Here is a 25,416-nt window from a genome sequence, read left to right on the forward strand (position 1 = left end):
GGAGGCGCTCCCGTCGGCCCGTGTGCTTCACAGACTGTCCCCACAACCGCAGCGGGACCGGTCATCCACAGACTTGAGGCTCGCCGCCGCGGTCCGCGCGCGTCGCGGGTGTGCTGAAGCCATGAACTCCGCAGAACAGCAGGGCGTGCTCGGCGAGCTGCGTCGACGCGGGGGCGCCGCGCGCGTGCACGAGCTCGCGGCGACGCCCCATCTGATCCGACTGTGTGTCGCGCGCGGTGACCTCGTGCGCATCGAGCGCGGCTGTGTGGCGCTGCCCGACGCCGCGCGCGCGTTCGCGCTCGCCGCCCAGCAGAACGGCCTCGTCTCGTGCGTGTCTCGGCTGCACCTGCTCGGCGTCCAGGTTCCGGGCGATCCGGACGTCGTCCACGTCTCCGTGCCCACGCACCGGGGTCACGCCAAGGCCTTGCCCGACGGCGTGGTGCGCCATCACGAGGAGGCCCAGCGTGACGGCGAGCTCCGCGCCACGAGGTTCGTGGACGCCGTCGTTCGCGCGGTGCTGTGCCTCGTGCACTCCGGGACGTACGACCTCGCGGTCGGAGTCGTCGACCAGAGCCTCCGTCGGGTGCCGCCCGGCAAGGTGGGCGCGGTGCGGCGCTCCGTTCTCGCGCAGGTTGCCCGGACGTCGGTCGCGCTGGCTCGGGCACTCGACGACGACATCGACCGGCGCGCTCGCGCCTTGCGCGAGACCGAGGTGAGGCTCGTGCTGCGGCGGGGTGGGCTCGCCGTCGCACCCGAGATCGAGATCCCGACCGTCGGTGAGGTGGACATGCTCGTCGACGGCCTGCTGATCACGGAGATCGACGGGTTCGCGTATCACCGCGATCGCGTGCCGTACCGGAAGGACCGACGGCGCGACCGCACGGCGCTGGACCTGACTCTGCTCACGCATCGGTACGCGTGGGAGGACAGCGACCCGCTTGCCGTGCTCGCGCGCACGAGAAGTCGCCTCGTGACGATGACGGGACCGTTGCCGTTCGCCGAGCACGTCTCGGACGAGCTGCGTGCCGGCGTCGAGGCGCTGAGGAGCGCTGCGGTCGAGCCGCGGAACCGGGTGGTGGGAGCCCGGCACCTGACCGGCGCAGCTCGGGCCGCTGTCGTGTGGCCGGTGTGAGCGTCAGGTCGATCGAACCGGCACGTGACGGGAGAGCGACTCTGCTTCACGCCACAGCGACTCCACACGTTGTGACCGCGGGTCGCGACGCGCTGACCTGTGGCTTTGCCATGGGACCGCGCGCGAAGAGCCGTTGAGTCGCTCTCCCGTCACGCGGAGTCGCTGTGGCGTCACGCTGCAGGTGGCGTGCGCGGCAGGATGGCCCCGTGGCCGCGACCCCGTTCGGACTGTTCGCCGGTCTGGCGACCCTCGACGTCGTGCACCACGTCCACCGACCGCCCGGCCCGGACGAGAAGGTCACGGCGACGGCGACCTACGTCGCGGCGGGCGGACCCGCGGCCAACGCGGCCGTCACGTTCGCGGCGCTGGGTGGCCGGGCCGTGCTCGCCACCGTGCTGGGGTCCGGTGCCGTGGCCGACCTCGTCCGGGCGGACCTGCTGCGCTATGGCGTCGAGGTCCTCGACCTCGCCCTTCCCGGCACGGCCCTCACCCCACCCGTCTCGGCGATCACGGTGACGGCGGGCACGGGCGAGCGCAGCGTCGTCGGGTCGGACGCCCGCGGTGCGCCCGACGTCGAGCCGTCCGCCCACCTGCTCGCGCGCCCGGGCGCAGCGGACGTCGTGCTGCTCGACGGGCACCACCCGCGCCTCGCGGTCGGCATCGCCCGGGCCGCGCACGACGCGGGCGTGCCCGTCGTCGTCGACCTCGGTCGCTGGAAGCCGGTCTTCGACGACCTCGCCCCGCTCACCACCCACGCCGTCTGCTCGGCCGGCGTCCGCCCGCCGGGCGCCACCTCCGCCGCGGACACCGCCGCCCACCTGCGCCGACGCGGGGTCCCGGTGGTGGTCGCCACCGCGGGCGCCGGCCCCGTCCGCCTGTGGTCCGTGATGCCCGACGGCGAGCCCGCCTCGGGCCTCGACCTCGCCGACATGGCGGTTCTCGTCGAGGTGCCGACCGTCCCCGCGGTGGACACCCTCGGGGCGGGCGACGCGTTCCACGGCGCGTACGCCTTCGCCGTCGCGCACGGGGCCGGTGCCGTGGAGGCGGCGCGGCTCGGCGTCGAGGTGGCGGCCGAGCGGGTGCAGCACGCGGGGCCGCGCGCGTGGCTGTCGGCGCTGCGCCGGTAGCCCGCCCGACCGCGTGCGCTCGTCGTCGAGGTGGCGGCTGCGGGGGTGGGCCGCGTCCCGATCCTGCCCCTGGAACGCACGGCGCGGACACACCCGGGCCCGCGCCGTCCGCCGCCCGCGTGTGCACGAGCCGTGCACCTCGTGGGGACAGCATGGAGGGAAGGCGCACACGTCGGGGGACACCGGGCGCTCGCGCGGCGCCGTCGTTAGGGTTCGGGGGTGCCCGAGAACCCGCGTGACGACTTCGACGACGACGCGTCCGCCGACGTCCCGTCCGAGCCCGACGAGGGCCGGCTCGACCTCGACGAGGACCGGACGGCCGACCCGGCGGACGAGCGACGCACGAACCGCTCGGGCGCCCGCAAGGCGCTGATCGGTGTCCTGTGCGTGCTCCTCGTTCTCGGGGTCGGCGGCGCGTCGGCCGTGTGGCTGTTCCAGCGCAGCCTGATGAACAACATCGAGTCGCTCGGTGACCCGTTCGCGGGTGTCACCGATCGACCGGTCCCGACCACCTCCACTGACGTCCCCGACGACGCCGCGTCCACGATCAACTTCCTGGTGCTCGGCTCGGACTCGCGGATCTCGGCGGGCGACCCCACCCAGTGGACGTACGGTGCGCAGCGCACCGACACGATCATGCTCGTGCAGATCCCCGCCGACCGGAAGCACGTGTACGTGATGTCGATCCCGCGTGACTCGTGGGTTCCGATCCCGGACCACGGCGAGGCGAAGATCAATGCCGCGTTCTCGTACGGCGGTCCGCCGCTGCTCATCCAGACGGTCGAGGACCTCACGGGCGTCCGCATCGACCACTTCGTCGTGACGGACTTCGAGTCGTTCAAGAACATCACCGACGACCTCGGCGGCGTCGTCCTCGATCTCAAGGAGGACTTCACGGTCGACGGCGTGACCATCCCGGCCGGGGAGCAGCAGACGCTCGACGGCGCGCAGGCGCTGAAGTGGGTGCGTGAGCGGTACTCGCTCCCGCGCGGCGACTTCGACCGGGTCCAGCGCCAGCAGGCGTGGATGCGCGCGATCGCCGCCAAGGTCCGCAACTCCGGCGTGCTCACCAACCCGGTGCAGCTCACCTCGCTCCTGACGACGCTCTCGTCGTCGATCTCTGCCGACGACGGCCTGACGTCCGACGTCCTGCGCAACCTCGCGCTGGACCTGCGCGGCCTCTCGACCGGCGACATCACGTTCTTCACTGCGCCCTACTCGGGAACCGGGCGCAGCGACGACGGCCAGAGCATCGTGCTGCTCGACGACGCCGCGCTGGCGCCGCTCATGGAGGCGTGGCGCAACGACGACCTCGGCGCCTACCTCGGGGCGAACGGCTCGACGCTGGACCGGTTGCCCGCCGTCGTGAACTGATCGAGCGCCCGTGACCTGACCGAGGGTCCGCGAACCGACAGGGACGCTGCGAGGCGAGCGACGCCGTCGTGAACCGGCCTTGGCCGCCGGGAGCCACCGGCCCCGGGAGCGGCTCCGGACACTGACCGTGCGCGTCAGTCCCGCGCGGTCAGGACGAGCGGCCCGCTCGGCGTGATTGCCACGGTGTGCTCGGAGTGTGCGCCACGCGAGGAGTCCGCGGACCGCAGGGTCCACCCGTCGGGGTCGGTGTAGATCTCGTCGGTCGTGGCGAGGAACCACGGCTCGATCGCGATGACGAGGCCGGCCTTGAGCTTGAGCCCGCGGTGCGCGCGACCGTCGTTGGGCACGTGCGGCTCACCGTGCATCGTGCGCCCGACGCCGTGGCCACCGAAGTCGGTGTTCACGAGGTACCCGTACTGGTGCGCGACCTCGCCGATCGCCCACGAGATGTCGCCCAGCTTGTTGCCGACCCGAGCCTCCTCGATGCCGGCCGCGAGCGCGACCTCGGTCGCCTCGATGAGCCGGCGGTCCTCGGGCCGCTCCGTGCCCACGATCACCGACAGCGCCGAGTCGCTCACCCAGCCCTCGAGGTCGGCCGCGAAGTCCACCGAGAGCAGGTCGCCGTCCTGCAGGACGTAGTCGTAGGGCAGGCCGTGCAGCACGGCGTCGTTGACGCTCGTGCACAGCACCTTGCCGAACGGCATCGCGCCGAAGCTCGGGTGGTAGTCGATGTAGCAGGACGTCGCGCCGGCGTCGCGGATCATCTGGTGGGCGAGCTCGTCGAGCTCCAGGAGGTTCACGCCCACGGCGGCCTTGTCCTTCAGCGCGGTGAGGACGGACGCCACGAAGCGGCCGGCGGGGCGCATCTGCGCGACCTCGGTGGGGGTCTTGAGCTCGATCACGCCTCCCAGCCTACGGCGGCCCGCCTACGATCGGCGTGTGCCCCTCGTCGTCGCCGCTGCGATCCTCGATGACCTCGAGCAGCCCACGCGGCTGCTCGCGGCCCGCCGCAGCGCTCCGAAGACGCTCGCCGGCGCCTGGGAGTTCCCGGGCGGCAAGGTCGAGCCGGGCGAACAACCCAGCGCCGCACTCGTCCGTGAGCTGCGCGAGGAGCTCGGCGTCACGGTCGAGCTCGGCCGCATCGTGCCCGGCCCCGACGGCGAACGGGCCGAGGACTCCGGCGTCGACTCCGACGACGTCGGCACCGGCTCCGACCTCACCCTCATGACCTGGCCGATCCACCAGGGCCACCGCATGCTCGTGTGGCTCGCGGTGGTCTCCGAGGGCGTGCCCCTCCCGCTGGAGGACCACGACGAGCTGCGCTGGCTCGACGTCGGCGACTGGCGGTCCGTGCCCTGGCTCGCCGCCGACCTGCCGATCGTGGGCGCGCTCGAGCGCTTCCTCGGCCTTCCGCGTGTGCCGTGAGCCGCACGTGACCGCGCAGCCCCTCGAGCGCACGACGCTCGCGCGCGGCGCGCTGCGCCTCGAGCCCCTGCGCCCGGACCACCTGCCCGCGCTGCACCGCGCGCTCGCGCGCCCCGAGGTGTTCGCCGGCGGCTGGGGCGGCGGCGCCGCGGCGCTCACGCCGGAGCGCGCCGCCGACCCCGACGCGTTCGCCGCCTGGTTCCTCGACTACGTGCCGCATCGCGCGGGCCTCACCTACGTCGTCGTGCGCGTGCCCGACGGCGAGCCCGCGGTCGCGCTCGACGCCGTACCCGAGGTGGTGGGCACCACGAGCTACGGCCACGTCGACCTCGCGTGCGAGTCGCTCCACGTCGGGTGGACGGCGTACGCGCCGTCGGTGTGGGGCACGACCGTGAACCCCGCGTGCAAGCTGATGCTGCTCGAGCACGCGTTCGCCTCCGGGTTCCACCGCGTGCAGATCCAGGCGGACGCGCGCAACGACCGGTCCCGCGCGGCGATCTCGCGTCTCGGGGGGACGTTCGAGGGTGTGCTGCGTCGGACGAACCCGCGCGCCGACGGGACGTGGCGCGACACCGCCGTCTACTCGGTGCTCGCGCCGGAGTGGCCCGCGGTGCAGGCGGGGCTCCGAGCGCGGCTCGTGCCAGTCGACCTGCGCTGACGCCTGGCCGCCCCCGCTGGGCGCGGGGTTGTGGTCGGGCGGGTGTGCCGAGCGCTGGGTTCTGGTCATGGGGGTGTGCCGAGCGCTGGGTTATGCACACCAGCGGGCGCTCTAGTGGCCGCAGCTCAGCATTCGGTGGGGAGGCGTGACCGCAACTCAGCGTTCGGTGGCGAGCCTAGCGAGTCGCCAACCCTGCGACCTGCCCGATCGGGCAGCTGGCCCCGCCCGATCGGACCGCGGGCCTGGGCTCGAGCCGTGTCCGCGGGCCGGGGAGGATGCCAGTGGATGCCCGAACCCGGCGCGCTCACGGGCACTCCGCCGGCGGAGGGGAGCTGATGACGGGCACGCTGCATGCGGACGAGGCTGACGCACCCGAGCGGCTCGTCGGTCCGCGTCCGCATGCGTCCGGCGCAGCACCGTCTCTGCTGACGGTCGCGGGCACCCAGACCGCGCCGGAAACCCGCCGGCCGCCGGTCTCGCCCGCGCAGCTCGTCTCGATGCAGCGGCTGGCGGGCAACCGAGCCGTCGTGCACAGCCTGCAGCGTCAGGCGCCCGCGAGCCTGCTCGAGGAGTCGGAGGAGACGCTAACCTCCGAGCCGGCGCCCGAGGCCTCGCCCGAGGCGTCGAGCAGCCCGACCTCCGACGGTGCGCCCCCGCCCGCCGCACCCGACGCGCCCGGGGGAGGGACGCCGTCGGGCGCCGGTGCCTCGACACCCGGCCCGATGTCGGAGCCCGAGCCCGCGGTCTCGATCCCCGCACCCGAGGCGAACCAGAGCGGACCGGAGGTCCCGGCCTCGTTCGAGCCGGCCTCCCCGGGGACCGGACCGTCGACGTCGGGCCCGTCGGCACCCGCCGAGCCGACGCCCGACCAGGAGCCTGCACCCCAGGAGACGCCGGCAGGCCCGGCCGGCCCCTCGATGGACGGCAGCAGCGGCGGCGGTGGAGGGGGCGGTGGTACCGACGGGTCCGGCGGAGCGGGCGGCGCGCCCGGTGCCGGCTCGACCGCACCGTCACCGCCGTTCGACTTCGGCAGCTGGGTGGTCGACCACGGCAACGCGATCCGGACACCGCTGGAGTTCGGCCGGCTCATCCCCGGGCTCGGGCTCTACAGCGGGCTGGCGGCCGACTCGATCCAGTTCGCGCAGGACGTGGACGCGGTGCCGGGCAAGCTCAGCGACCACCCGATCTTCTCGGCCTTCCTCCTGGTCCGGAACGGCGTCAACGTGCTCAACGGGGCCGTCGGGCACGTGGTCTACGTCAACGAGCTCGTCCAGGACGGTCTCGTCGGCTCGGTGATCGGCGCGCCGTTCATCCCGGTGTCGGCCGCGGCGCACCAGGTGTTCGCGCTGGTCAAGGCCTACAACTCCACCGTGCTGGTCTTCCTGGACACGGGCCTCATGGTCGGGGCGGCCTACAACGCGGACAAGAACCCCGAGCAGCACACCGCCTGGGCCGCGCTCGCCGACGGGTATGCGGCCAACGCGATCGGGTCGACGGTCTCCTGGGTCCTCGACGTCATCGCCCTCGCCTCGGCCGGCGTCTCGCAGACCGGCATCGTCAGCGCCAACCAGGGGGCGCTCAAGGCGCTGTGGGCCTTCATCAAGGAGGCGAGCAAGCACATCTTCGACTGGGCGCAGAAGCTGTGGAACGTGTGGGGCGGTGACGTGCTGGGCTCGGGCCACGAGGCCGGGCCGCAGCCGGCCGGTCAGCCCGCCGTGCAGCGCCTCGCCGCGGGCGGCGACAGCGATGCGGACGACGGCAGCGGCACCGGCGCCATCGGTGCGGGCGACCTCGCGGGCCTCGCGGCGGTGCCGGTGCTGCTGGCCCAGGCCGCCAACCTGCGCACCACCTCCGCGGCCGGCCGGGTCGCGTGGGCCGGGGTCGACGCCGAGCTGGGGCTGGCCAGCGCGACCGCCGCGCAGTCCTTGGCCAACATGGACGCGATCTCGGCCGAGCTGTTCGACGGGAAGTCGAGCTTCCAGGTCATCCAGGAGGCCACGGACACCGCGCTGGCCTCGATGGAGGACCGGATCGCCGCACTCCAGCAGTTCCAGGCCACCGCGCGCGACGGCAAGGCCAACGCCGACGCGGTCCGCACCGGCGCCGCGGACGTGCTGGCCGAGGTGGACGCGCTGACCGTTCCGGACGTCGAGATCCCGAGGACGGAGCTCGGGGACGGCGCCCTGGCCGACCTCGCGGAGTCCGTGGTCGACACCGGTGCGGGCGTGGTGAACAGCGGACTCGAGCTCGCCGTCGCGGGCGTGCGCAGCGCCGTCGACACGGCCAAGGGCGCCGTGAGCGCCCCGGTCGAGACGGTGCGCGACAACGCGACGGAGGTCGGCGACTTCCTCGCCCTCGCCGCGGAGATGACCGACAGCCAGATTGCGCAGGTGCAGGCCTTCGTCGGCGGCCTGCGTGCCGCGATGGCGCAGACCACCGGGTTCGAGAGCGCGATGGACGCGATCATCGGCCAGGTGGCCCAGCTCACGGGGGCGCCGGCCTTCAAGATCCAGGACCTCCGCGACGTCTGGGCCTCCGTCCCCGCGGTCTTCGACGACATCGACTCCCTCGCCGACCGGCTCGAGCGCCGCGCCGCGACGCTGATGGCCGCGGGTGCCGGCGGTGGGGGCGAGGATCGGGGCGGGCCCGACGTGCAGATGTCCGCCGCGGAGCCGCCCGACGACGGCGACGGCGACACCGCCGGGTGACATCTCGCGCCCCGTCCGTCCGTCGGCGCACGGCGAGCCCGCCCTCCACCGTCGGCCCGCCCCCGGCGCGGTAGGCTCGCTCGCGAAACGACAGGGGAGCGCCACCGACCCCGACCGGGTGGGACGGGCGCTGAGAGTGCGGCTCGCCGCAGACCCTCGAACCTGCTCCGGTTAGCACCGGCGAAGGAAGTCGGGAACTCCCGGCGGGCACCCGTCCGCCGCCCCTCCCTCGGGAGGAGCCACGCATGTCCAGCAGCACCGTCACCAGCACCAGTCCCTCGCGTCGCGCTCGCGTTCGCCGCACCCTGCTCCCGACGGCGGCGCTCGCCGCGGTCCTGAGCCTCACCGCCTGCTCGCTCGTCGGGGGCGGGGGCGGTGCCTCGGACGAGGGGGGCGCCACCGCCGACCAGACCTCCGACGGGGCGACCACCGCCGACGGCGAGGCGAGCGCCGGGACGGGAGCGTCGCCGTCGTCCATCACGCTCGTCACGCACGACTCGTTCGCGCTGAGCGAGGACGTGCTCGCGTCGTTCACCGAGCAGACCGGAATCGAGGTCACGGTGGTTGCGCCGGGCGACGGCGGTGCGCTGGTCAACCAGCTCGTGCTGACCAAGGACTCCCCGCTCGGGGACGTCGTGTTCGGCGTCGACACCACGTTCGCGAGCCGCGCGATGGACGAGGGCGTCTTCGCGCCGTACACGTCGCCGGCGCTGCCGGCGAGCGCCGAGCAGTACCTGCTGGGCGACGCGCTCACGCCGGTCGACGTCTCCGACGTGTGCCTCAACGTCGACCTCGCCTGGTACGAGGAGAACGGCCAGACGCCGCCCGCGTCGCTCGAGGACCTCACGCAGCCCGAGTACGCGAGCCAGCTCGTGGTGACGAACCCGGCGACGTCCTCGCCCGGCCTGGCGTTCCTGCTCACGACGGTGGCGGCGTTCGGCGGTGCGGACGGGTCCTCGACGACGGGGGACGGGACGGGCTGGCTCTCCTACTGGGAGCGGCTGCGGGACAACGACGTGCTCGTCGTCGACGGCTGGTCCGACGCCTACTACGTCGACTTCAGCGGCGGGGGCGGCGACGGCACGCGGCCCGTCGTCCTCTCGTACGCGTCCTCGCCGCCCTACACCGTGGGCGACGACGGCGAGCCCACCACCGCGGCGCTCCTGGACACCTGCTTCCGGCAGGTGGAGTTCGCCGGCGTGCTCACCGGCGCCGCGAACCCCGAGGGTGCGCAGGCCTTCATCGACTTCCTCCTCTCGCCGGCGGTGCAGGCCGACGTGCCCGGCTCGATGTACGTCTACCCGGTCGACGACACGGTCGCGCTGCCGGACGACTGGGCGCAGTGGGCCCCGCTCGCGACCACCCCGTTCGCCGTGCCGGCCGACGAGATCGCCGCGAACCGCTCGACCTGGATCGACCAGTGGACCCAGACGGTCCTCGACTGACGACGGCGCCGCGCGAGCGCGGCTGGACCGCGGTGCGGGCGGGCGCGTGGGCGCTCGCCGTCGCGCTGCCGCTCGCGTTCCTCCTCGCGTTCTTCGCCTACCCGGTCGCGGCGATCCTCGCGCGCGGCGTGGTCACGGACGGCCACCTCGACCTCGGCGGCTTCGCCGAGGTGCTCGCCGACCCGCGCACCTGGCGCGTCGTGGGGCACACCCTGGGTCAGGCGGCGCTCGGCACGGGGCTCGCCGTCGGGCTCGCGATCCCGGGTGCGTACGTGCTCTACCGCTGCACGTTCCCCGGTCGCGCGCTCGTCCGGGGACTGGTCGCGGTGCCGTTCGTGCTGCCGAGCGTGGTGGTCGGCGTCGCGTTCCGCTCGCTGCTCGCGGCGGGCGGACCGCTCGGCGCGCTGGGCTGGGACCGCAGCCTCGTGGCCGTCGTCGCCGCGCTCGTCTTCTTCAACTACGGCCTCGTGGTGCGCGTCGTCGGGTCGGTCTGGGAGCGGCTGGACCCGCGCGCCGAGCAGGCCGCACGCACGCTCGGCGCGTCGCCCGCGCGCGCGTTCGCCACCGTGACCCTCCCGGCGCTTGCACCCGCGATCGCGTCGGCCGCCGCGCTGGTCTTCCTGTTCTGCGCCACGGCGTTCGCCGTCGTCCTCGTGCTCGGCGGGCAGCGCTACGCCACGGTCGAGGTGGAGATCTGGCTGCAGACCACGCAGTTCCTCGACCTGCGCACCGCGGCCGTGCTCAGCGTGCTCCAGCTCGTCATCGTCGCGGCGACGCTCGTGGTGAGCGGTCGGCTGCGCACGCGGCGCGAGCGGTCGCTCGCCCTCGTCGAGGCACGACGCGCGACGGCGCCCCTGCGCCTGGGTGCGCGCGCCTGCGCCGTGGACCGGGTCGCCGTGGGCGTGACCGCGCTGACGGTGGCCGCGCTCGCGCTGCCGCTCGGCTCGATGCTCGTGCGGTCGCTGCGTCAGGACGGGCGGTGGACGCTCGAGCACTACGTGGCGCTGGGGTCGACCGGGGACCGCGCGCTCACCGTCACCGCCTGGGACGCGGCGGCGATCTCGCTGCGCACGGCGACGGACGCCACGGTGCTGGCGCTCGCCGTCGGGGTGGTGCTCGCGCTCGTGCTGTCCCGCCGGCCCCGGCCCCGCACCGCACGCCGTGCGCTCGGCGCGCTGGACGCGGCCGTCATGCTGCCGCTGGGCGTGTCCGCGGTGACGGTCGGGTTCGGGTTCCTCATCGCGCTGGACCGCCCGCCGCTGGACCTGCGCTCCTCGCTCGTGCTCATCCCGATCGCGCAGGCGATGGTCTCGATCCCCCTCGTGGTGCGTACGGTGCTGCCCGTGCTGCGCGCGATCGACCCCCGGCTGCGCCAGGCTGCCGCGATGCTCGGCGCGGGCCCGGGCCGCGTGCTCTGGACGGTCGAGCTGCCGATGGCGCTGCGGTCGATCGGGCTGGCCGCGGGGTTCGCGTTCGCGGTCTCGCTCGGGGAGTTCGGCGCGACGTCGTTCCTCGCGCGGCCCGACCGGCCGACGCTGCCCGTCGTGATCTACCGGCTGCTCGGGCGCCCGGGCGAGGGCAACTACGGCATGGCGCTCGCGGCGTCGGTGCTGCTCGCCGTCGTGGTCGCGCTGGTGATGACGACGGCGGAGCGACTGCGCCCGCCGCACGCGGGGGAGTGGTGAGCGTGGGCCGACCGGACGAGCGCGGACCGAGCCCGAGTGCGGGCGAGGCCCGCGGGCTGGAGGTGCGCGGCGCCGTCGTGCGCTACCCCTCCTCGCGCAGGGGCTCGGAGCCGACGACGGCGGTCGCGGGCGTGGATCTGCACGTGGCACCCGGGGAGGTGGTCGCGCTGCTCGGGCCGAGCGGGTGCGGCAAGTCCTCGCTGCTGCGGGCGATCGCCGGGCTCGAGCCGCTCGCCGCGGGCGAGGTGCGCTGGGACGGGGGGGACGTCGCGCCGGTCCCGGTGCACCGGCGCGGGTTCGGCCTCATGTTCCAGGACGGGCAGCTGTTCGGTCACCGGGACGTCGCGGGCAACGTCGCCTACGGGCTGCGTGGGACGCCGTTCGGCGCGACGCGCGCGACCCGGGCCGAGCGCGTGGCGGAGATGCTCGAGCTGGTGGGCCTGGCGGGGTACGGCGCGCGGGCCGTGGGGTCGCTGTCGGGCGGGCAGCAGCAGCGCGTCGCTCTGGCGCGATCGCTGGCTCCTGCGCCGCGGCTGCTGCTGCTCGACGAGCCGCTGTCGTCCCTGGACCGTCGGCTGCGCGAGGAGCTGAGCGTGGAGGTGCGCCGCGTCCTCGCGGCCTCCGGGACGACCGCGCTGTACGTGACCCATGACCACGCCGAGGCGTTCTCGGTCGCCGACCGCGTGGGCGTGATGATCGCCGGGCGGCTGCGCGCGCTCGCAACGCCAGCGGAGCTGGCCGGCGACGTCGCGCTCGACCACGACGTGGCGGCGTTCCTGCGCTGAGGTCGCCAGCACGCCCGGTGACCGCCGCGAAACAGCGCGCCGATAGGCTCCCGTCCGTGACGCCTCCCGCCCTCGTGCTCGACGGCGTCACCAAGGTGTTCGGCGACGGCACCCGAGCGCTCGACGGCGTGAGCCTCACCGTCGGACGCGGCGAGCTCGTCACCCTCGTGGGCCCCTCCGGCTGCGGCAAGACGACGGCGCTGCGGGTCGCGGCCGGCCTCGAACCCCCCACGAGCGGGTCGGTCCACCTCGACACCGACCCTGCCGCCGTGAGCTTCGTCTTCCAGGACCCGACGCTGCTCGAGTGGCGCACCGCGACCTCGAACGTCGCCCTCGTGCCCGAGCTGCGCGGCGTCACCCGCGCCGAACGCACCGAGCGTGCCCACCGCGCGCTCGAGGACGTCGGCCTCGGCGACGCGCTCGACAAGCGCCCCCGACAGCTCTCCGGTGGCATGCGGATGCGCGTCTCGATCGCCCGCGCGCTCGTCGCGGACCCCGAGCTCGCGCTCTTCGACGAGCCGTTCGGCGCCCTCGACGAGATCACCCGGCTCTCGCTGCAGACCCTGCTCCAGGGCATCTTCGCGCGCCGCCGCTTCGCCGGCCTCTTCATCACGCACTCGGTGTCCGAGGCGGTCTACCTGTCCGACCGGGTCCTCGTCATGGGCCCCGGCCGCGTCGAGACCGAGGTCGCGGTCCCCTTCGCGCACCCGCGCCCGCCCGAGCTGCGCTTCACGCCCGAGTTCGCGGCCCTCACCGGGGACGTCTCGCGCCTCCTCGAGCGCGCGGGAGGCGAGCCGACGACGGCGAGCGAGCCTTCGCCGTCGGGCGTCACCGACGCGAGGGGCGAGCCGACGACGGCGAGCGAGGGTTCGCCGTCGGGCGTGACCGACGCGAGGGGCGAGCCGTGAGTCCGCACCGGGCGCGGCCCGCCGGCGGGCGCCGCTCCGGCCTCGTCACGACGCTGCTCACCGTCGCGATCGCGGCGGCAGGGCTGTTCGCGGTGTGGACGTTCGTCAGCCTCGTGGTGCTGGACCCGAGCAAGCGGTTCCTGCTGCCGCCACCGTGGGAGGTGCTCGCGACGCTCGGCGACGCCACGATCATGACGCCGATGCTCCAGGCGCTCTGGCGGACCGCGACGGTGGCGCTGGCCGGACTGGCGCTCGCGTTCGTCATCGGGACGGGGTGGGCGGTGGTCATGGCGCAGTCGCGATGGGCCGAGCGGATCCTCTACCCGTACGCCGTGATCCTGCAGACGGTGCCGATCCTCGCCCTGACGCCGCTCATCGGGATCTGGTTCGGGTACGGGATCCCGGCGCGGATCGTCGTGGCGGTCATCATCGCGGTGTTCCCGGTCATCTCGACGACGTTCTTCGGGCTGACGTCCGGCCCGACCCGCGCCGCGCACGACCTGTTCACCCTCGCCCGCGCGACCCGCTGGCAGCGGCTGAGCCGGCTCGAGGTGCCGGCCGCGGTGCCGTCGGTGTTCACCGGGCTGCGCAGCGCGGCGGGCCTGAGCGTGATCGGCGCGATCGTCGGGGACTTCTTCTTCCAGCAGGGCGCGGCCGGGATCGGCGGGCTGCTGCGGATCTACACGCTGCGGCTCAACATGGACGCGCTGCTCACGGCCGTGGGGCTGACGGCGCTGTTCGGCGTCGTGGTGTTCTCGGTGTTCGCGGCGCTGGAGGGCTGGGTCGTCGGGCGCTGGTACGGGCGGGGCCGCCCGTGACAACCGCGGCGATCTACCTCGTCGTCACCTTCGGGCTGGGCGGCCTGGCGATGCTGCTGCGGCTGCCGCCGCTCGTGGGGTTCCTCGCCGCGGGCTTCGCGCTCAACGCGATGCACGTCGGCGAGCTGCCGCAGCTGGACGTGTTCGCCGACCTCGGGGTGACGCTGCTGCTGTTCGCGATCGGGCTCAAGCTCGACCTGCGCGTGCTCGTCCGGCGCGAGGTCTGGCTGACGGCGTCGGCCCATCTGGTGGCGAGCGTCGTGGTGGTGGGGGCGGTGCTGTGGTGCGGCGGCGCCGTCGGGATCGCGATGCTCGCGGGCCAGGACGTGCGGACCGTCGCGCTGCTCGCCCTCGCGCTCTCGTTCTCCAGCACGGTGTTCGTGGTCAAGGTGCTCGAGGAGCGCGGCGAGTCGCACTCGCTGTACGGCCGGATCGCGATCGGCATCCTCGTCGTCCAGGACCTCGCCGCGGTCGTGTTCCTCACCGCGACGAGCGGCCACCCGCCCAGCCCGTGGGCGCTCGCGCTCGTCGGGCTCTGGCCGCTGACGCGGCTGCTGCGCCGGGTGTGGAGCCGCCTCGGGCACGGCGAGATGCAGTCGCTGTTCGGCATCGTCATGGCGATCGTGCCGGGGTACGTGCTGTTCACCGCCGTCGGGCTCAAGGGCGACCTCGGCGCGCTGGTCATGGGCGTGCTGCTCGCGTCCCACCCGGCGTCCTCCGAGCTCGCGCGCTCGCTGTTCCACGTCAAGGAGCTGCTGCTCGTCGGGTTCTTCGTCTCGATCGGGCTCACCGGGCTGCCGGACCTGCCGACGATCGGCGTCGCGCTGCTCATGGTTGCGCTGCTGCCGCTCAAGGGCGCGGGCTACGTCGGGCTGCTCGTCCTGGCGCGGCTGCGGTACCGCACGGCACTGCTCGCCGGGCTGAGCCTCATGAACTACTCCGAGTTCGGGCTCATCGTGGTGTCGGTCGGCGTGACGGCGGGGCTGCTCGAGCCGAGCTGGCTGGTGGAGATCGCGATCGCCGTCGCCCTGTCGTTCGTGTTCTCGGCGCTGGTGAACGGGCGCGGGCACCTCATGGTGGAGAAGATCGCGCTGCGGTTGCCGGCGCAGGACGAGTCACGGCTGCAGATCGAGGAGCGGCCCGGCGACGCGGGCGACGCCGAGGTCGTGGTGCTCGGGATGGGCCGCGTCGGCATCGCGGCGTACGACCGGCTCGTGAGCTCCTACGGGTTGCGCGTGGTCGGCGTGGACTACGACGGGCCGCGCGTCGCGACGCTCGTCGGGGAGGGGCGGCGGGTCATCGAGGGCGACGCGACCGACCTGGACTTCTGGAACCGGCTGCGCCGCAACTCCTCGGTGCGGATGGCGGTGCTCGCGATGCCGCGGCACGGCGCCAACGTCACCGCGCTCGAGTGCCTGCGCGAGTCCGGCTTCACCGGGCAGGTCGCCGCCGTGGCCCGCTACCAGGACGAGGTGCGCTGGGCACGCGAGCACGGGGTGGACACCGCGTTCAACGTGTACGCGGCTGCCGGGCTGGAGCTCGCGGACCAGATCGCGCGCGTGGCCGGGGCGGGTTCTGGTGCTGCTGGTGGTGCTGGGGGTCCTGGTGACGGTGCTGGTGCTGGTGGGGGTGAGGCTGGAGGGGCTGGTGCGGGTGCGGGTGCGCCGGTGGGTGTTGGCTCGACCTCGGCGCCGGGCGGTACCAGTGCCGCTGCTGGTGACGGCATCGCGCCGGGTGATGGCGAGGCGGCCGATGCCGGCGGGACGGGTGGGACGGGCTGACGGCCCGCGGGATCGCGCTTGGTCAACCGCGACTGGTCGTGACGCCAGAGCGACCGTGCGTCACGCTAGAGCGACGGTGCCATACGGCGGAGCGACTGCGCGTGACGCCAGAGCGACTCACTCGCCCCTCGCCGGCAGCGCGGTGCGCGTCACCGCAGGTCACAGGCCTGAGTCCGGCGGCGAGCAGGTGCTGAGTCGCTCTGGCGAAACGACGAGTCGCTCTCCCGTCGGAGTGGGCCGTCCGCCCGGGATCGTGAGCCGCGTGGCTGGCTCAGGTAGGGAGGTAGCCGCGCGATGCGGGAGGATCGCCGCGTGCCGACGCCCCGTGACCTCGAGCCCCGAACCTCCGCACTGCGAGACGCGTGCGCCGCGACCGACGGCGTCACGAGCCTGATCGTCTTCGGCTCGACGACGCGCGCGGCGGCCGGGCGCCGGGACGAGTGGTCCGACCTCGACTTCAACGTCTTCTTCGCACCGGATCGGGCGGACGAGCTCCGCGCGAGCTGGGCGTTCCTGCCCGACCCCGATCGGCTGGTGCTGCGTGCGGTCGAGGGTGGGGCCGGCGGCGTCGCGCTCTACGACGACGGGCTCGTCGCCGAGTTCGGTGCCGGCCTGCCGTGGGTCGTGCGCGACCCCGACCGCGAGGTGCTGCTCGACGGCGGCGACGTCGTCACCGCCGACCCCGACCCGCTGCCCGACCCGGCCGACCAGATCGGCGTGTTCCTCGTGAAGACGGCGATCGGCGTCGGCCGCCTGCGGCGCGGGGAGCGAATCTCCGGCAGCGTGTTCGTGCGCACGTACGCGCTCACCCCGCTGTGCGAGGCGTTGCGCCAGCGGCTCGCCCCCGACGCGCGGCGCAGCCCGTTCGACCCGCTCCGACGGATCGAGCGGGTGCTGCCCGACGTCGCCGCGCGGATCGGCGCGCTGCTCGACGGCGACGCCGAGGCGTGTGCCCGCGGCCTGGTCGCGCTGGCAAGGGCCGAGCTCGAGCCTGGGTGGGCGGCCTTCCCGAGCCGGGCGTTCGACGTCGTGACCGAGACGCTCGGCTGGGCCTGACCGCCAACGGGCCGCGGTACGGCCTCGCCCGGCCGTTCGAGGCCCGTTTGCCCGGCGTCAGCGCTCGCACTGGCGCCGCCTGGCATCGCCCGGCGCCGCGCGGCCCGACGCTCTGACTGGTGGCCGCGACACATTGACTGGTCAGATGCCTTCTCGGCGCGTCCCGCTCAGCGTCGCCGCAGGTCACAGCCCTGCGAGTGCGGGCCGCGCCGATCTAGCCAGTCAATGCGTCACGCCGACCAGTCAAAGCGTCCGGCGGCCGCCCGGTGAGCGCGCCCGGATCGCCCGCCCGCGCGCCCGGATCGCCCGCCCGGATCGCCCGCCCGCGCGCCCGGATCGCCCGCCCGGATCGCCCGCCGGCCCGGTCAGCGGACCTGCGTCACCTCGAACTGCATCCGCGGTTCGGCGTAGAAGTCCTGCGCCTCGACGAGCTGCAGCTCACGCTCGCCCGAGGAGTAGGTGGTGGTGAGCAGGTCGAACACCGACGACGTGGTGCGGGCGAGCGCCAACGCGGCGTCGCCCGTGCGGACGTAGTGCGCGGTGAACAGCGCCGCCGTGACGTCGCCGGAGCCGTTCGCCTTGAACGGCAGCAGCGGCGTCTGGACGATCCACGCACCGTCGGGCGTGACGGCGAGCATCTCGATGGTGCCCTCGGGGCGGTCCGGTCGCTCGACCGAGGTGACGAGCACGGAGCTCGGCCCGGTCGCGCGCGCGAGGTCGGCCGACTCCAGCGTCTCCTCGAGGGTGCGCGGCTCGGTGCGCGTGAGGAAGCCGAGCTCGAACTGGTTCGGCGTGATGAGGTCGGCGGCCGGGACCACGCGGTCACGCAGCAGCACGGGGATCGCGGGTGCCACGAAGCAGCCGGACTTCGCGTTGCCCATGACGGGGTCGCACGCGTAGATCGCGGCGGGGTTCGCGGCCTTGACCCGCGCGACGGCGTCGAGGATCACGTCGCCGATGCCCTCCCCGCCCTGGTAGCCCGAGAGCACCGCGTCGACCTGGCCGAGCACGCCGCGCTCTTCGATGCCGGTGATGACCTCGCGCACGTCGTCGGGGCTCAGGAGCGGGCCGCGCCAGGCGCCGTAGCCCGTGTGGTTGGAGAAGTGCACCGTGTAGACGGGCAGCACCTCCACGCCGATCCGCTGGAGGGGGAACACCGCAGCCGAGTTCCCGACGTGACCGAAGGCGACCGAGGACTGGATCGAGAGGATCTTCACGCTCCGAGCGTAGAACTCCCCGGGGGCGACGGCGGTACGCTCACCCGAGCGCACCTGCCGCCCGGAGTGTCCGCACCCCGCGCCTGAGACTGCCGCTACCCGCTGAAATTGCCAGGAGCCCGCCTCGGGCTCCCCAGAGCCCGAAACGGATCCCCATGCGACCCACGCGTCTCGTGCGCACCCCTGACCCTGCTCTCTCCACTCGCGGACGCCTCGCCGTCGGGCGTCGGTCCGCCCGAGCGGGAGGCACGACGGCGGCGCTCGCCCTCTGCCTCGTCCTCGCCGCCTGCACGGGCGGGGGGACGGGAGACGGGGGCTCGCCGTCGGGCACGAACGATGCGACCGGCCTGCCGGCCGCGGAAGCCGGCGGACCGCTCGACCTGTCCGACGTCTGCCCCGCGACCGTGGTGATGCAGCAGGACTGGCAGCCGGAGGCCGAGCACGGCGGGATGTACGCGCTGGTCGGGCCCGACTACACGGTCGACCAGGACGCCAAGTCGGTGACCGGGACGCTCGTGGCGCACGGCGTCGACACGGGGGTGAAGGTCGAGGTGCGGCCAGGTGGGGCGAACGTCGGGTTCCAGCGGGTGAGCGACCTCATGTACCTGGACACCTCGATCCTCGTCGGCGCGGTGAACTCCGACCAGGCGATCAACGCGGCGGCGGACGGCCGCCCCGTGGTGGCGGTGACGAGCCAGATGACGAGGTCGCCGCAGATCTACATGTGGGACCCGGCCACGTACCCGGACGCGACGACGATCGCCGAGGTCGCCGCCACGGGCGCCACGATCGTGACGTCGGGCGAGATCATCCCGTCGCTGCTCGCGTCGCAGAGCATCGTGTCGATGGACCAGATCGACCCGTCCTACGAGGGCACGCCGCAGCGGTTCGTGACGGACCCGTCGATCATGCAGCAGGGGTTCGGCACCTCCGAGCCGTACGTGTACGAGAACGAGGTGCCGCAGTGGATGAAGCCGGTGGCCTTCCAGTACCTGCACGAGCTGGGGTACTCGATCTACCCGGAGCCGATCACGGTCCGTGCGGCCGACGTCGAGGGCGAGGCGGACTGCCTCGCCAAGCTCGTGCCGATCCTGCAGCAGTCGCAGATCGACTACCTCGCCGACCCGGGCCCGACCAACGACCTCATCGTCGAGCTGGTGGAGAAGTACCAGACCTCGTGGACGTACTCGGCGGGCGTCGCGGCGTTCTCGGCGGCGACCCAGCTGTCCGACGGGCTCGTGTTCGACGACCCCGCGTCCGGGGTGTTCGGCCAGATGGACGGGGACCGGATGGCGGAGATCGTCTCGACGTTCACGCCGGTGCTGCAGGCGACGGGGTCGCTCGCGGCCGACGCCTCGGTGGATCCCGAGGACCTCTACACGAACCAGTTCATCGATCCGTCGATCACCATGGGCGACCTCGCGCCCTGAGCGGGGACAGGGCGCCCACCCGACGCACGAGAGGGCCGGTTCGATCGGACCGGCCCTCTCGGGTGCTGGAGCGACGCGTCAGGCGCGGGCGCCTGCGGGCTGGAGCTCGCCGTCGGGCGTCTTGGAGGTCTCGGTGGTGACGTCGTCCACGTCGCGGAAGAGGTCCTCGGCCGAGGCCGCGTTGTACTGCGCGACGTCGAGGATCCCCTCGCGCTTGGCGACGATCGTGGGCACCAGGGCCTGGCCCGCGACGTTCACCGCGGTGCGGCCCATGTCGAGGATCCCGTCGATCGCGATGAGCAGGCCGACGCCCTCGAGCGGCAGGCCGAGCGTGGTGAGCGTGAGGGTCAGCATGACGAGCGCGCCGGTGAGGCCCGCCGTCGCCGCCGAGCCCACGACGGACACGAACGCGATGAGGATGTAGTCCATGACGGACAGGTGGATGTCGTAGAACTCGGCGACGAAGATCGCGGAGATCGCCGGGTAGATCGCGGCGCAGCCGTCCATCTTCGTGGTCGCGGCGAGCGGGACGGCGAACGAGGCGTACTCGCGCGGAACGCCAAGGTTGCGCTCGGTCACGCGCTGCGTGAGGGGGAGCGTGCCGATCGAGGAGCGCGAGACGAACGCGAGCTGGATCGCCGGCCACGCGCCGCGGAAGAAGTGCCCGACGCCGAGCCCGTTCGTGCGCAGGATCACCGGGTAGAGCACGAAGAGCACGATGGCCAGGCCCGTGTAGATCGCGATCGTGAAGACGCCGAGCGTCGGCAGGAGGTCCCAGCCGTAGGTCGCGACGGCGCGCCCGACGAGGCCGACGGTGCCCAGCGGTGCGAGGCGGATGATCCACCACAGCACCTTCTGGATGACCGAGAGCGCCGACTGGGCGAACGTGAGGAACGGCTCGGCCTGGCGGCCGACCTTGAGCGCGGCGAGCCCGACGACGATCGAGATGACGACGATCTGCAGGACGTTGAAGCTGATCGAGATGTCGCCGCCGCCCTCGGGTGCGCTGCCGCCGATGCCGAGGATGTTGCTCGGGAACAGGCCCAGGAGGAAGTCCTGCCAGGAGCCGCCGTGGGTGGGGGCCGCGGCCGCGTCGGGGGTGACCGACGTGTGGTTGCCCGGCTGGAGGATGAGCCCGAGCCCGATGCCGATGGCGACGGAGACGAGCGCCGTGATCGCGAACCAGAGCAGCGTCTGCCACGCGAGGCGGGCCGCGTTGGTGACGTTCCGCAGGTTCGCGATCGAGGCGACGATCGCGAGGAACACCAGCGGCGGGACGATCGCGCGCAGCAGCGAGACGTAGGTGCCGCCGATCGTGGACAGCAGGTCGGTGAGCCAGTTCGGGTCGCCGCTCTCGAGCGGGCCCATCTCGCGAGCGAGGAAGCCGAGCGCGACGCCGAGCACGAGTGCGATCACGATCTGGGTGCCGAAGCCGGTGAGGCGGTGCCAGCCGGAGCGCTTGGGGCTGGCGGTGGAGGCGGCGGGCGCGGTCACGCGTTCGCTCGTCGGCTCCGTGGGTGTGGTGGAGGACACAGCTCGTCCCTTCGGGGTGGGCAGGGTTGCTCTCCACTGTGCGCCCTGTTTCGACCCTCCGGTCGAATCGTCACGAATCGGCCGGGATGTGAGACGGGGGTACTCGAGGGCGACGCCTGCGAGGGCGCATCTCTTCCGGCTCAGTCTCCGCCGTGGTTCATTCGCCGCTCCGTCCGCCTGGTCTGGTCGCGCTCGTCGTCTGGGGAACAGCAGCGAGGCTGCGAGCCACGAACTCGAGGACGTCGAGCAGCTGCCGCATCGCGGCCCCCTCGATCACCGAGTCGGCGGGCGCCGGTGGACCGGGCCGAGCGTGCTGGGCGTGATCGGCGTCGCGTGCCTGCTTCGTCAGCTGGATCCGACTCGCGATAGGTCCGTCGAAGCACGACCGGACGGCGGCAGCGACAGCCGCGGGGTTCTTGCCAGGGTTAGTGCCGACCTGTGTGCTGGTGAGCGCCTTCAGCTTGGCGATGGCCGTGTTGTCGCTGCGCTTGGTCCGCTCCGTCTTGTAGTCCGCAGCGCCCTTGTAGAGCATCACGGTGGTCATCGAGCGGTAGAGACTGCGATCGGCGCGCGAGCCGCGTCGGACGAGGCCGAGGAAGTTGTCGACGAAGGCCAGGATCCAGGCCCGTGGGACTACGTGCTCGCTCTCGAGCCGGTCCTTCTCCTCCCGTGTGTCGTTGCCGCGGTAGCCGCGAGAGCCCTGGTCCGCGTGGCGACCGACCTCACCGAGAACGCCGGCCCGTCCGTCATCCGCGAACGACTCTCGCGGGGGCTCCCCCTGGTAGCCGATGCGTGCCCAGACCCGCTGGATCATCGCGGCGAGCTCGGCGAGCGCCGGGTGGGCGCCCGCTGCGTCCTGCCCCGCGGCCACCTGTCCCTCCACCTGAGCGGCGCGCACGATGAGCGCGATCGCCTCCTGTGCGAGCTCGGGCCGATTCCTTGCGGTCGCGACCTTTGCGGCCGCCTGCTGGTGCGCCTCGACGCTCTTCTCCTCGCTCGCCACGGTGAGCGCCACTCGTGCTCCGGGGCTCCGCTGCGCCGCCTTCAGCGTGTGGGACTGGCCGCCGACGGTGAAGGTCTTCCGCAGGAGCCGTGCGACCCAGGCCTTTCCCGCCGCGACCTTCCCCCCGACCCAAGCCTTGCCGGCAGCGACCTTCTCGCCTACCCACGCCTTCCCCGCCGCGACCTTCGCCTTCACCGTGCCCGCGACGGCGGACGCCGCCCGGATGATCGGCCCGGCGGACTTCAGCGCCCCCTTGATCACCGCGTCGAGCGCTCGCGTCACCGGCGCCTGCACGCGCTGGACGATCGAGCGGATCTTCTCCGAGATCCCGCCGAGTCCGAGCAGGTTGGCGAGGAAGGAGATGACCAGCGGCACCGACTTGCCGAGCGCGGCCTCGATCTTGCCCGGCACGCCGCCCGCGCCGCCGTCCGCGATGTCCACGACGGCGTCGATCACCGTGTTGACGAGGTCCACCAGGGCGGCCCCGCGCTCGCTGATCCACGTGACGACGCCGACCAGCGCCTGGACGATCTTGACGAGCGCGCCCGCGGGGTTGAGCGCGCCGATCACCCAGGAGATCCCGGCCATCACGATCCGCTCGCGGACGAAGTCCATGATCGGGTCCATGATCAGCGACTTCAGGTCGGTGACCTTCTCCTTGATCCAGCCCCACACCCCGGCCAGCCCTTGCGTGGCGAGCAGCTGGAAGACCTCGATCTTGCTCTCGACGGCGTCGATCACCGCAGCGACGCCGGGCGCCAGCTTCGCGATGCGCGCCTTCACGGCGGACCACGTCAGCCCCATCAGCGAGCCGACGAGCGTGAGGATGCCCTTGAGGTCGAACGACTCAGGAATCTCGATCCCGGCCTCCGCGAGCGCGCCGAACAGCCAGCCGGTCAGGCCCTTCTGCAGGTGCGTGAGGATGTGGTCGCCGAACTGCAGGAAGCCCTGTTTCACCGCGGTCATGAACGAGCCGATGAAGCCGATCGGGTCGTCGAGGATCCGGGTGAACGCCGACGCAGCCCGCGCCAGCATCCCGACGAACATCGCCTTGAGCTCGAGCACCGTGCGCAGCGCGCCGCCGACGGCGTCCATCGCCTTGTCCACCAGCCCGCGGTTCTGCTCCTGTGCGGCGGTGATCTCGGCGTCGACGGCGTTCCTCGCCTCGGTCCACCGGGCCGCCAGGTCGTCGACGAGGGACTGCTGCTTGGCGTCGACGGCGGAGGTCAGCTCGTCGAAGCGGCCCCCGACCTCGGCGGCCGCGTCCTGCGCGACCTGCCGCAGGGCGCGCGGCGCTTCGGCGACGAGCTCGCGGACCTTGGTCCGGCCCGCCTCGATGCGCGTGCGCGCCGTCTCCAGCTCGCCGGCCACGACGTCGGCGACCGTGCCGATGACCTCGGTCATCCGCGCCTCGTACCCGGCCCGGGCCTGCTGGAAGATTCGGTCCGCCTCCGGGGGCAGCCCGGTGAAGAGGTCCTCGGCCCACCGCGCAGCACCGGTGATCCCGGAGTAGCGCTCGTCCTTGTAGGCCGCCATGTCGGCCTGGTGCCGAGCGGTGAACTCGCGACGCGCCTCACCCTCGCCGGCGTCGAACGCCGTCGTGACCTTGGCGTCGATCCCGCCGAGGATCGCCTCGACCTCGGTCTTCGTCGCCTCGAACGTGGCCGTGATCTGGGCGGTGATTCGCGCCCGCTCGGCCTCGTCACGCGAAGTGGTGCTCGCCGTCGTGCCCGCGACCGCGCCGTGCGCGGCCGTGGCCGCACCGACGAGGCCCGCGAGGCCGGCGCTGGCCTGGCCGGCCGCACCGGTGCGCGCGCCGGCGCGGGTCGCGGCCTCCTGCGCGCGGACCTGCGCGGGCGCCTGCGCTGCGTGCTCGTGCGCGGCGTTGCGCGCGGCGGCCGCCTCCTGGAGGGCAGGCTCGTTCGACCGCTCGAGGTGCTCCGGGGTCACCTGGGCGTCCGTCATCGCGCGGTCCGCCTGCGCGGGACCGCCCGTGAGGGCGAGCTGCTCGGCCGGTGCCGGCCGCGGCATGCCCGCCGCTGCGTCGACCTGCGGGGTCGGCGGGGCGCGCGCCGGCGGGAGGGGCGTGACCTCCTTCGGCGTCGCCACCGAGGGGTCCGACGGCGTGCGCACCGCGGCCTCGACCGGTCCGGCCGCGGCCTGCTTGCCGCCTGCGACCTGTCCCTTGACCTCGTTCCGGATGCCGTCGGCGCGGCCGGAGGTGGCGAACGTGTCCGCCTCGTCGAGGTTCGTGGGCGCGGCCTTCGCGACGGCGGCACGCACCGCCGCGACGAACGCCGCCTTGTCGAACCCACCGGGCTTGGTGGCGGCCATGCCCTCGACGTGCGCTGCGTGCGCCTGCGCCATCGCGTCGCCAGCCGGTGGGACTGCGGCCGCCTGGGCGAGGCCGACCTGCGCCTGCGGGGTCGGGTGCGTGGCGGCGGCGTGGCCGGCCGCGTGGATCTGCGCGGTGACGCCGGCGAGCGCGGGATCGGTGGTCGGGTTCGCGGGCTGCGGGCGGGGCGGGGGCCAGGCGGGCGTCGCCGCTGGGCCGGCCACCGGGCCCGGGGCCGCGCCGGCGGTCAGGCCTGCGGCTGCGCCTGCGGCGGCGCAAGCGGTGGGACCGGCGGCGCCTGCGGCGGCGCCCGCGGTAGGACCGGCGGCGCCTGCGGAGGGGCGGGGGCCTACGGCCGTTTCCGCGGTTGAGGCGCTGGGCGCCGTCGTCGACGCGGGCGTGGCGGGTGCGCCCGTTGCCTTCGCGGGAGGCGCGGCCCCGGCCGGGCCTGCCTTGGCGTCCGGGGCCGCCTTGGCGGTGGGGGCTTCCGGACGTGTGACGGGACCGGGAGTCGGCCGGGGGTTCGGGCGGACGTGCGGGCGATCCTCGGACTCGTGCTCGCCGCTCACGGGACTGCCACCGACGTCGCCCGGTGGCCGCGTCGCGTCGATCGGCGGCCGCGTCGGCACGCCGACGAGCTCCCGTTGCGCCGCCGGCGCGACGCGACCCGCGAGCATCGCCGCGACGGCGGCGTTGCCCGCACTGCGCTGCAGCGCACCCAGCCCGGCGGCCCCCAGCGGAAGGGCGTTCGCGCGGGGGACCACGGGGCTCGGGCGGACCTGCGGCCGCGCCGCCACCGCGCGCGGCGCCGTGGCGGTGCGGTGCGCGGCGGTGCCGGCCGGGGCGTGCGTCCTCACACTCATCGACGACGGCGCTCGCTCATGCCGACCCTCCCCGCGTGGACCGCAGGGGCCCAGCGTGACCCTGGGCTCGCCGTCGGGCGCCGTGTGTGCGGGCACGCGATCGGGCGCGTGTTGCTGCCCGATCGGGCACGAC

Annotated in this window: 18 protein-coding genes; 14 read left to right on the forward strand and 4 right to left on the reverse strand. The window is 73.8% G+C overall.

Annotated features, from left to right (window positions below; all coding sequences use genetic code 11):
- Window positions 1-121: 121 nt before the first annotated feature.
- The 3 genes from AC3AQ1_RS10110 to AC3AQ1_RS10120 all read left to right on the forward strand — a co-directional run bounded on the left by AC3AQ1_RS10110 (window position 122) and on the right by AC3AQ1_RS10120 (window position 3,633).
- Window positions 122-1,132: a hypothetical protein gene (locus AC3AQ1_RS10110; RefSeq protein WP_108718873.1), complete on the forward strand. Its 1,011-nt coding sequence runs from the start codon at window positions 122-124 to the stop codon at window positions 1,130-1,132.
- Window positions 1,133-1,338: 206 nt separating this feature from the next.
- Window positions 1,339-2,259: a PfkB family carbohydrate kinase gene (locus AC3AQ1_RS10115; RefSeq protein WP_199916457.1), complete on the forward strand. Its 921-nt coding sequence runs from the start codon at window positions 1,339-1,341 to the stop codon at window positions 2,257-2,259.
- A 219-nt stretch (window positions 2,260-2,478) separates the two neighbouring features.
- The gene (locus AC3AQ1_RS10120; protein WP_234417459.1) at window positions 2,479-3,633 is read left to right on the forward strand and encodes an LCP family protein; all 1,155 of its coding nucleotides are present in this window, start codon (window positions 2,479-2,481) and stop codon (window positions 3,631-3,633) included.
- 134 nt (window positions 3,634-3,767) lie between these two features.
- Here the strand turns inward: AC3AQ1_RS10120 and map are convergent, their stop codons facing one another.
- Window positions 3,768-4,535: a type I methionyl aminopeptidase gene (gene map / locus AC3AQ1_RS10125; protein WP_108718874.1), complete on the reverse strand. Its 768-nt coding sequence runs from the start codon at window positions 4,533-4,535 to the stop codon at window positions 3,768-3,770.
- Window positions 4,536-4,572: 37 nt separating this feature from the next.
- Here map and AC3AQ1_RS10130 point away from each other — a divergent pair, with 37 nt between their 5' ends.
- The 10 genes from AC3AQ1_RS10130 to AC3AQ1_RS10175 all read left to right on the forward strand — a co-directional run bounded on the left by AC3AQ1_RS10130 (window position 4,573) and on the right by AC3AQ1_RS10175 (window position 16,902).
- Window positions 4,573-5,058 (forward strand): (deoxy)nucleoside triphosphate pyrophosphohydrolase, encoded by a 486-nt coding sequence (locus tag AC3AQ1_RS10130; RefSeq protein ID WP_108718875.1) that lies wholly within the window; start codon window positions 4,573-4,575, stop codon window positions 5,056-5,058.
- A gap of 7 nt (window positions 5,059-5,065) precedes the next feature.
- Window positions 5,066-5,716 (forward strand): GNAT family N-acetyltransferase, encoded by a 651-nt coding sequence (locus AC3AQ1_RS10135; RefSeq protein ID WP_108720139.1) that lies wholly within the window; start codon window positions 5,066-5,068, stop codon window positions 5,714-5,716.
- 335 nt (window positions 5,717-6,051) lie between these two features.
- A complete protein-coding gene (locus AC3AQ1_RS10140) occupies window positions 6,052-8,424 on the forward strand; it encodes a hypothetical protein (RefSeq protein ID WP_108718876.1) in 2,373 nt (790 codons plus the stop codon).
- 245 nt (window positions 8,425-8,669) lie between these two features.
- A complete protein-coding gene (locus AC3AQ1_RS10145) occupies window positions 8,670-9,869 on the forward strand; it encodes a thiamine ABC transporter substrate-binding protein (RefSeq protein WP_108718877.1) in 1,200 nt (399 codons plus the stop codon).
- A complete protein-coding gene (locus AC3AQ1_RS10150) occupies window positions 9,845-11,554 on the forward strand; it encodes an ABC transporter permease (protein ID WP_370445274.1) in 1,710 nt (569 codons plus the stop codon). Before AC3AQ1_RS10145 ends, AC3AQ1_RS10150 begins: the two co-directional genes overlap by 25 nt.
- Before the next feature lie 2 nt (window positions 11,555-11,556).
- Complete coding sequence (locus AC3AQ1_RS10155) at window positions 11,557-12,339, forward strand: ABC transporter ATP-binding protein (RefSeq protein WP_108720141.1); 783 nt, start codon at window positions 11,557-11,559, stop codon at window positions 12,337-12,339.
- A gap of 56 nt (window positions 12,340-12,395) precedes the next feature.
- Complete coding sequence (locus AC3AQ1_RS10160) at window positions 12,396-13,247, forward strand: ABC transporter ATP-binding protein (protein WP_234417460.1); 852 nt, start codon at window positions 12,396-12,398, stop codon at window positions 13,245-13,247.
- Window positions 13,244-14,065: an ABC transporter permease gene (locus tag AC3AQ1_RS10165; protein ID WP_108718879.1), complete on the forward strand. Its 822-nt coding sequence runs from the start codon at window positions 13,244-13,246 to the stop codon at window positions 14,063-14,065. The genes AC3AQ1_RS10160 and AC3AQ1_RS10165 overlap by 4 nt, the downstream gene beginning before the upstream one ends.
- Window positions 14,062-15,846, forward strand: coding sequence for a cation:proton antiporter family protein (locus AC3AQ1_RS10170; RefSeq protein ID WP_234417461.1), 1,785 nt, complete (start codon window positions 14,062-14,064; stop codon window positions 15,844-15,846). Before AC3AQ1_RS10165 ends, AC3AQ1_RS10170 begins: the two co-directional genes overlap by 4 nt.
- 312 nt (window positions 15,847-16,158) lie before the next feature.
- Entirely contained in the window at window positions 16,159-16,902 is a 744-nt protein-coding gene (locus AC3AQ1_RS10175; RefSeq protein ID WP_159096495.1) for a hypothetical protein, read from the forward strand.
- A gap of 365 nt (window positions 16,903-17,267) precedes the next feature.
- On the opposite strand, the gene pdxY is transcribed toward AC3AQ1_RS10175, so the two are convergent.
- Window positions 17,268-18,119, reverse strand: a complete 852-nt coding sequence (gene pdxY, locus AC3AQ1_RS10180) for a pyridoxal kinase PdxY (protein ID WP_108720142.1) — start codon at window positions 18,117-18,119, stop codon at window positions 17,268-17,270.
- Window positions 18,120-18,274: 155 nt separating this feature from the next.
- On the opposite strand from pdxY, the gene AC3AQ1_RS10185 reads away from it, so the two are divergent.
- Complete coding sequence (locus AC3AQ1_RS10185; protein WP_199916458.1) at window positions 18,275-19,549, forward strand: hypothetical protein; 1,275 nt, start codon at window positions 18,275-18,277, stop codon at window positions 19,547-19,549.
- Window positions 19,550-19,627: 78 nt separating this feature from the next.
- Here AC3AQ1_RS10185 and AC3AQ1_RS10190 read toward each other — a convergent pair whose 3' ends face one another.
- On the reverse strand, window positions 19,628-21,043 hold the full coding sequence (locus tag AC3AQ1_RS10190) for a dicarboxylate/amino acid:cation symporter (RefSeq protein WP_108718880.1): 1,416 nt from the start codon (window positions 21,041-21,043) through the stop codon (window positions 19,628-19,630).
- Between the two features lie 196 nt (window positions 21,044-21,239).
- Entirely contained in the window at window positions 21,240-24,644 is a 3,405-nt protein-coding gene (locus AC3AQ1_RS10195; RefSeq protein ID WP_159096496.1) for a phage tail protein, read from the reverse strand.
- Window positions 24,645-25,416 lie beyond the last annotated feature (772 nt).

It is taken from the genome of Miniimonas sp. S16, assembly GCF_057748195.1.

Coding starts and splice junctions, on each gene's coding strand:
- AC3AQ1_RS10110 (WP_108718873.1), top strand. CDS start 122: ATGAACTCCGCAGAACAGCAGGGCGTGCTCGGCGAGCTGCGTCGACGC.
- AC3AQ1_RS10140 (WP_108718876.1), top strand. CDS start 6,052: ATGACGGGCACGCTGCATGCGGACGAGGCTGACGCACCCGAGCGGCTC.
- AC3AQ1_RS10145 (WP_108718877.1), top strand. CDS start 8,670: ATGTCCAGCAGCACCGTCACCAGCACCAGTCCCTCGCGTCGCGCTCGC.
- AC3AQ1_RS10185 (WP_199916458.1), top strand. CDS start 18,275: ATGCGACCCACGCGTCTCGTGCGCACCCCTGACCCTGCTCTCTCCACT.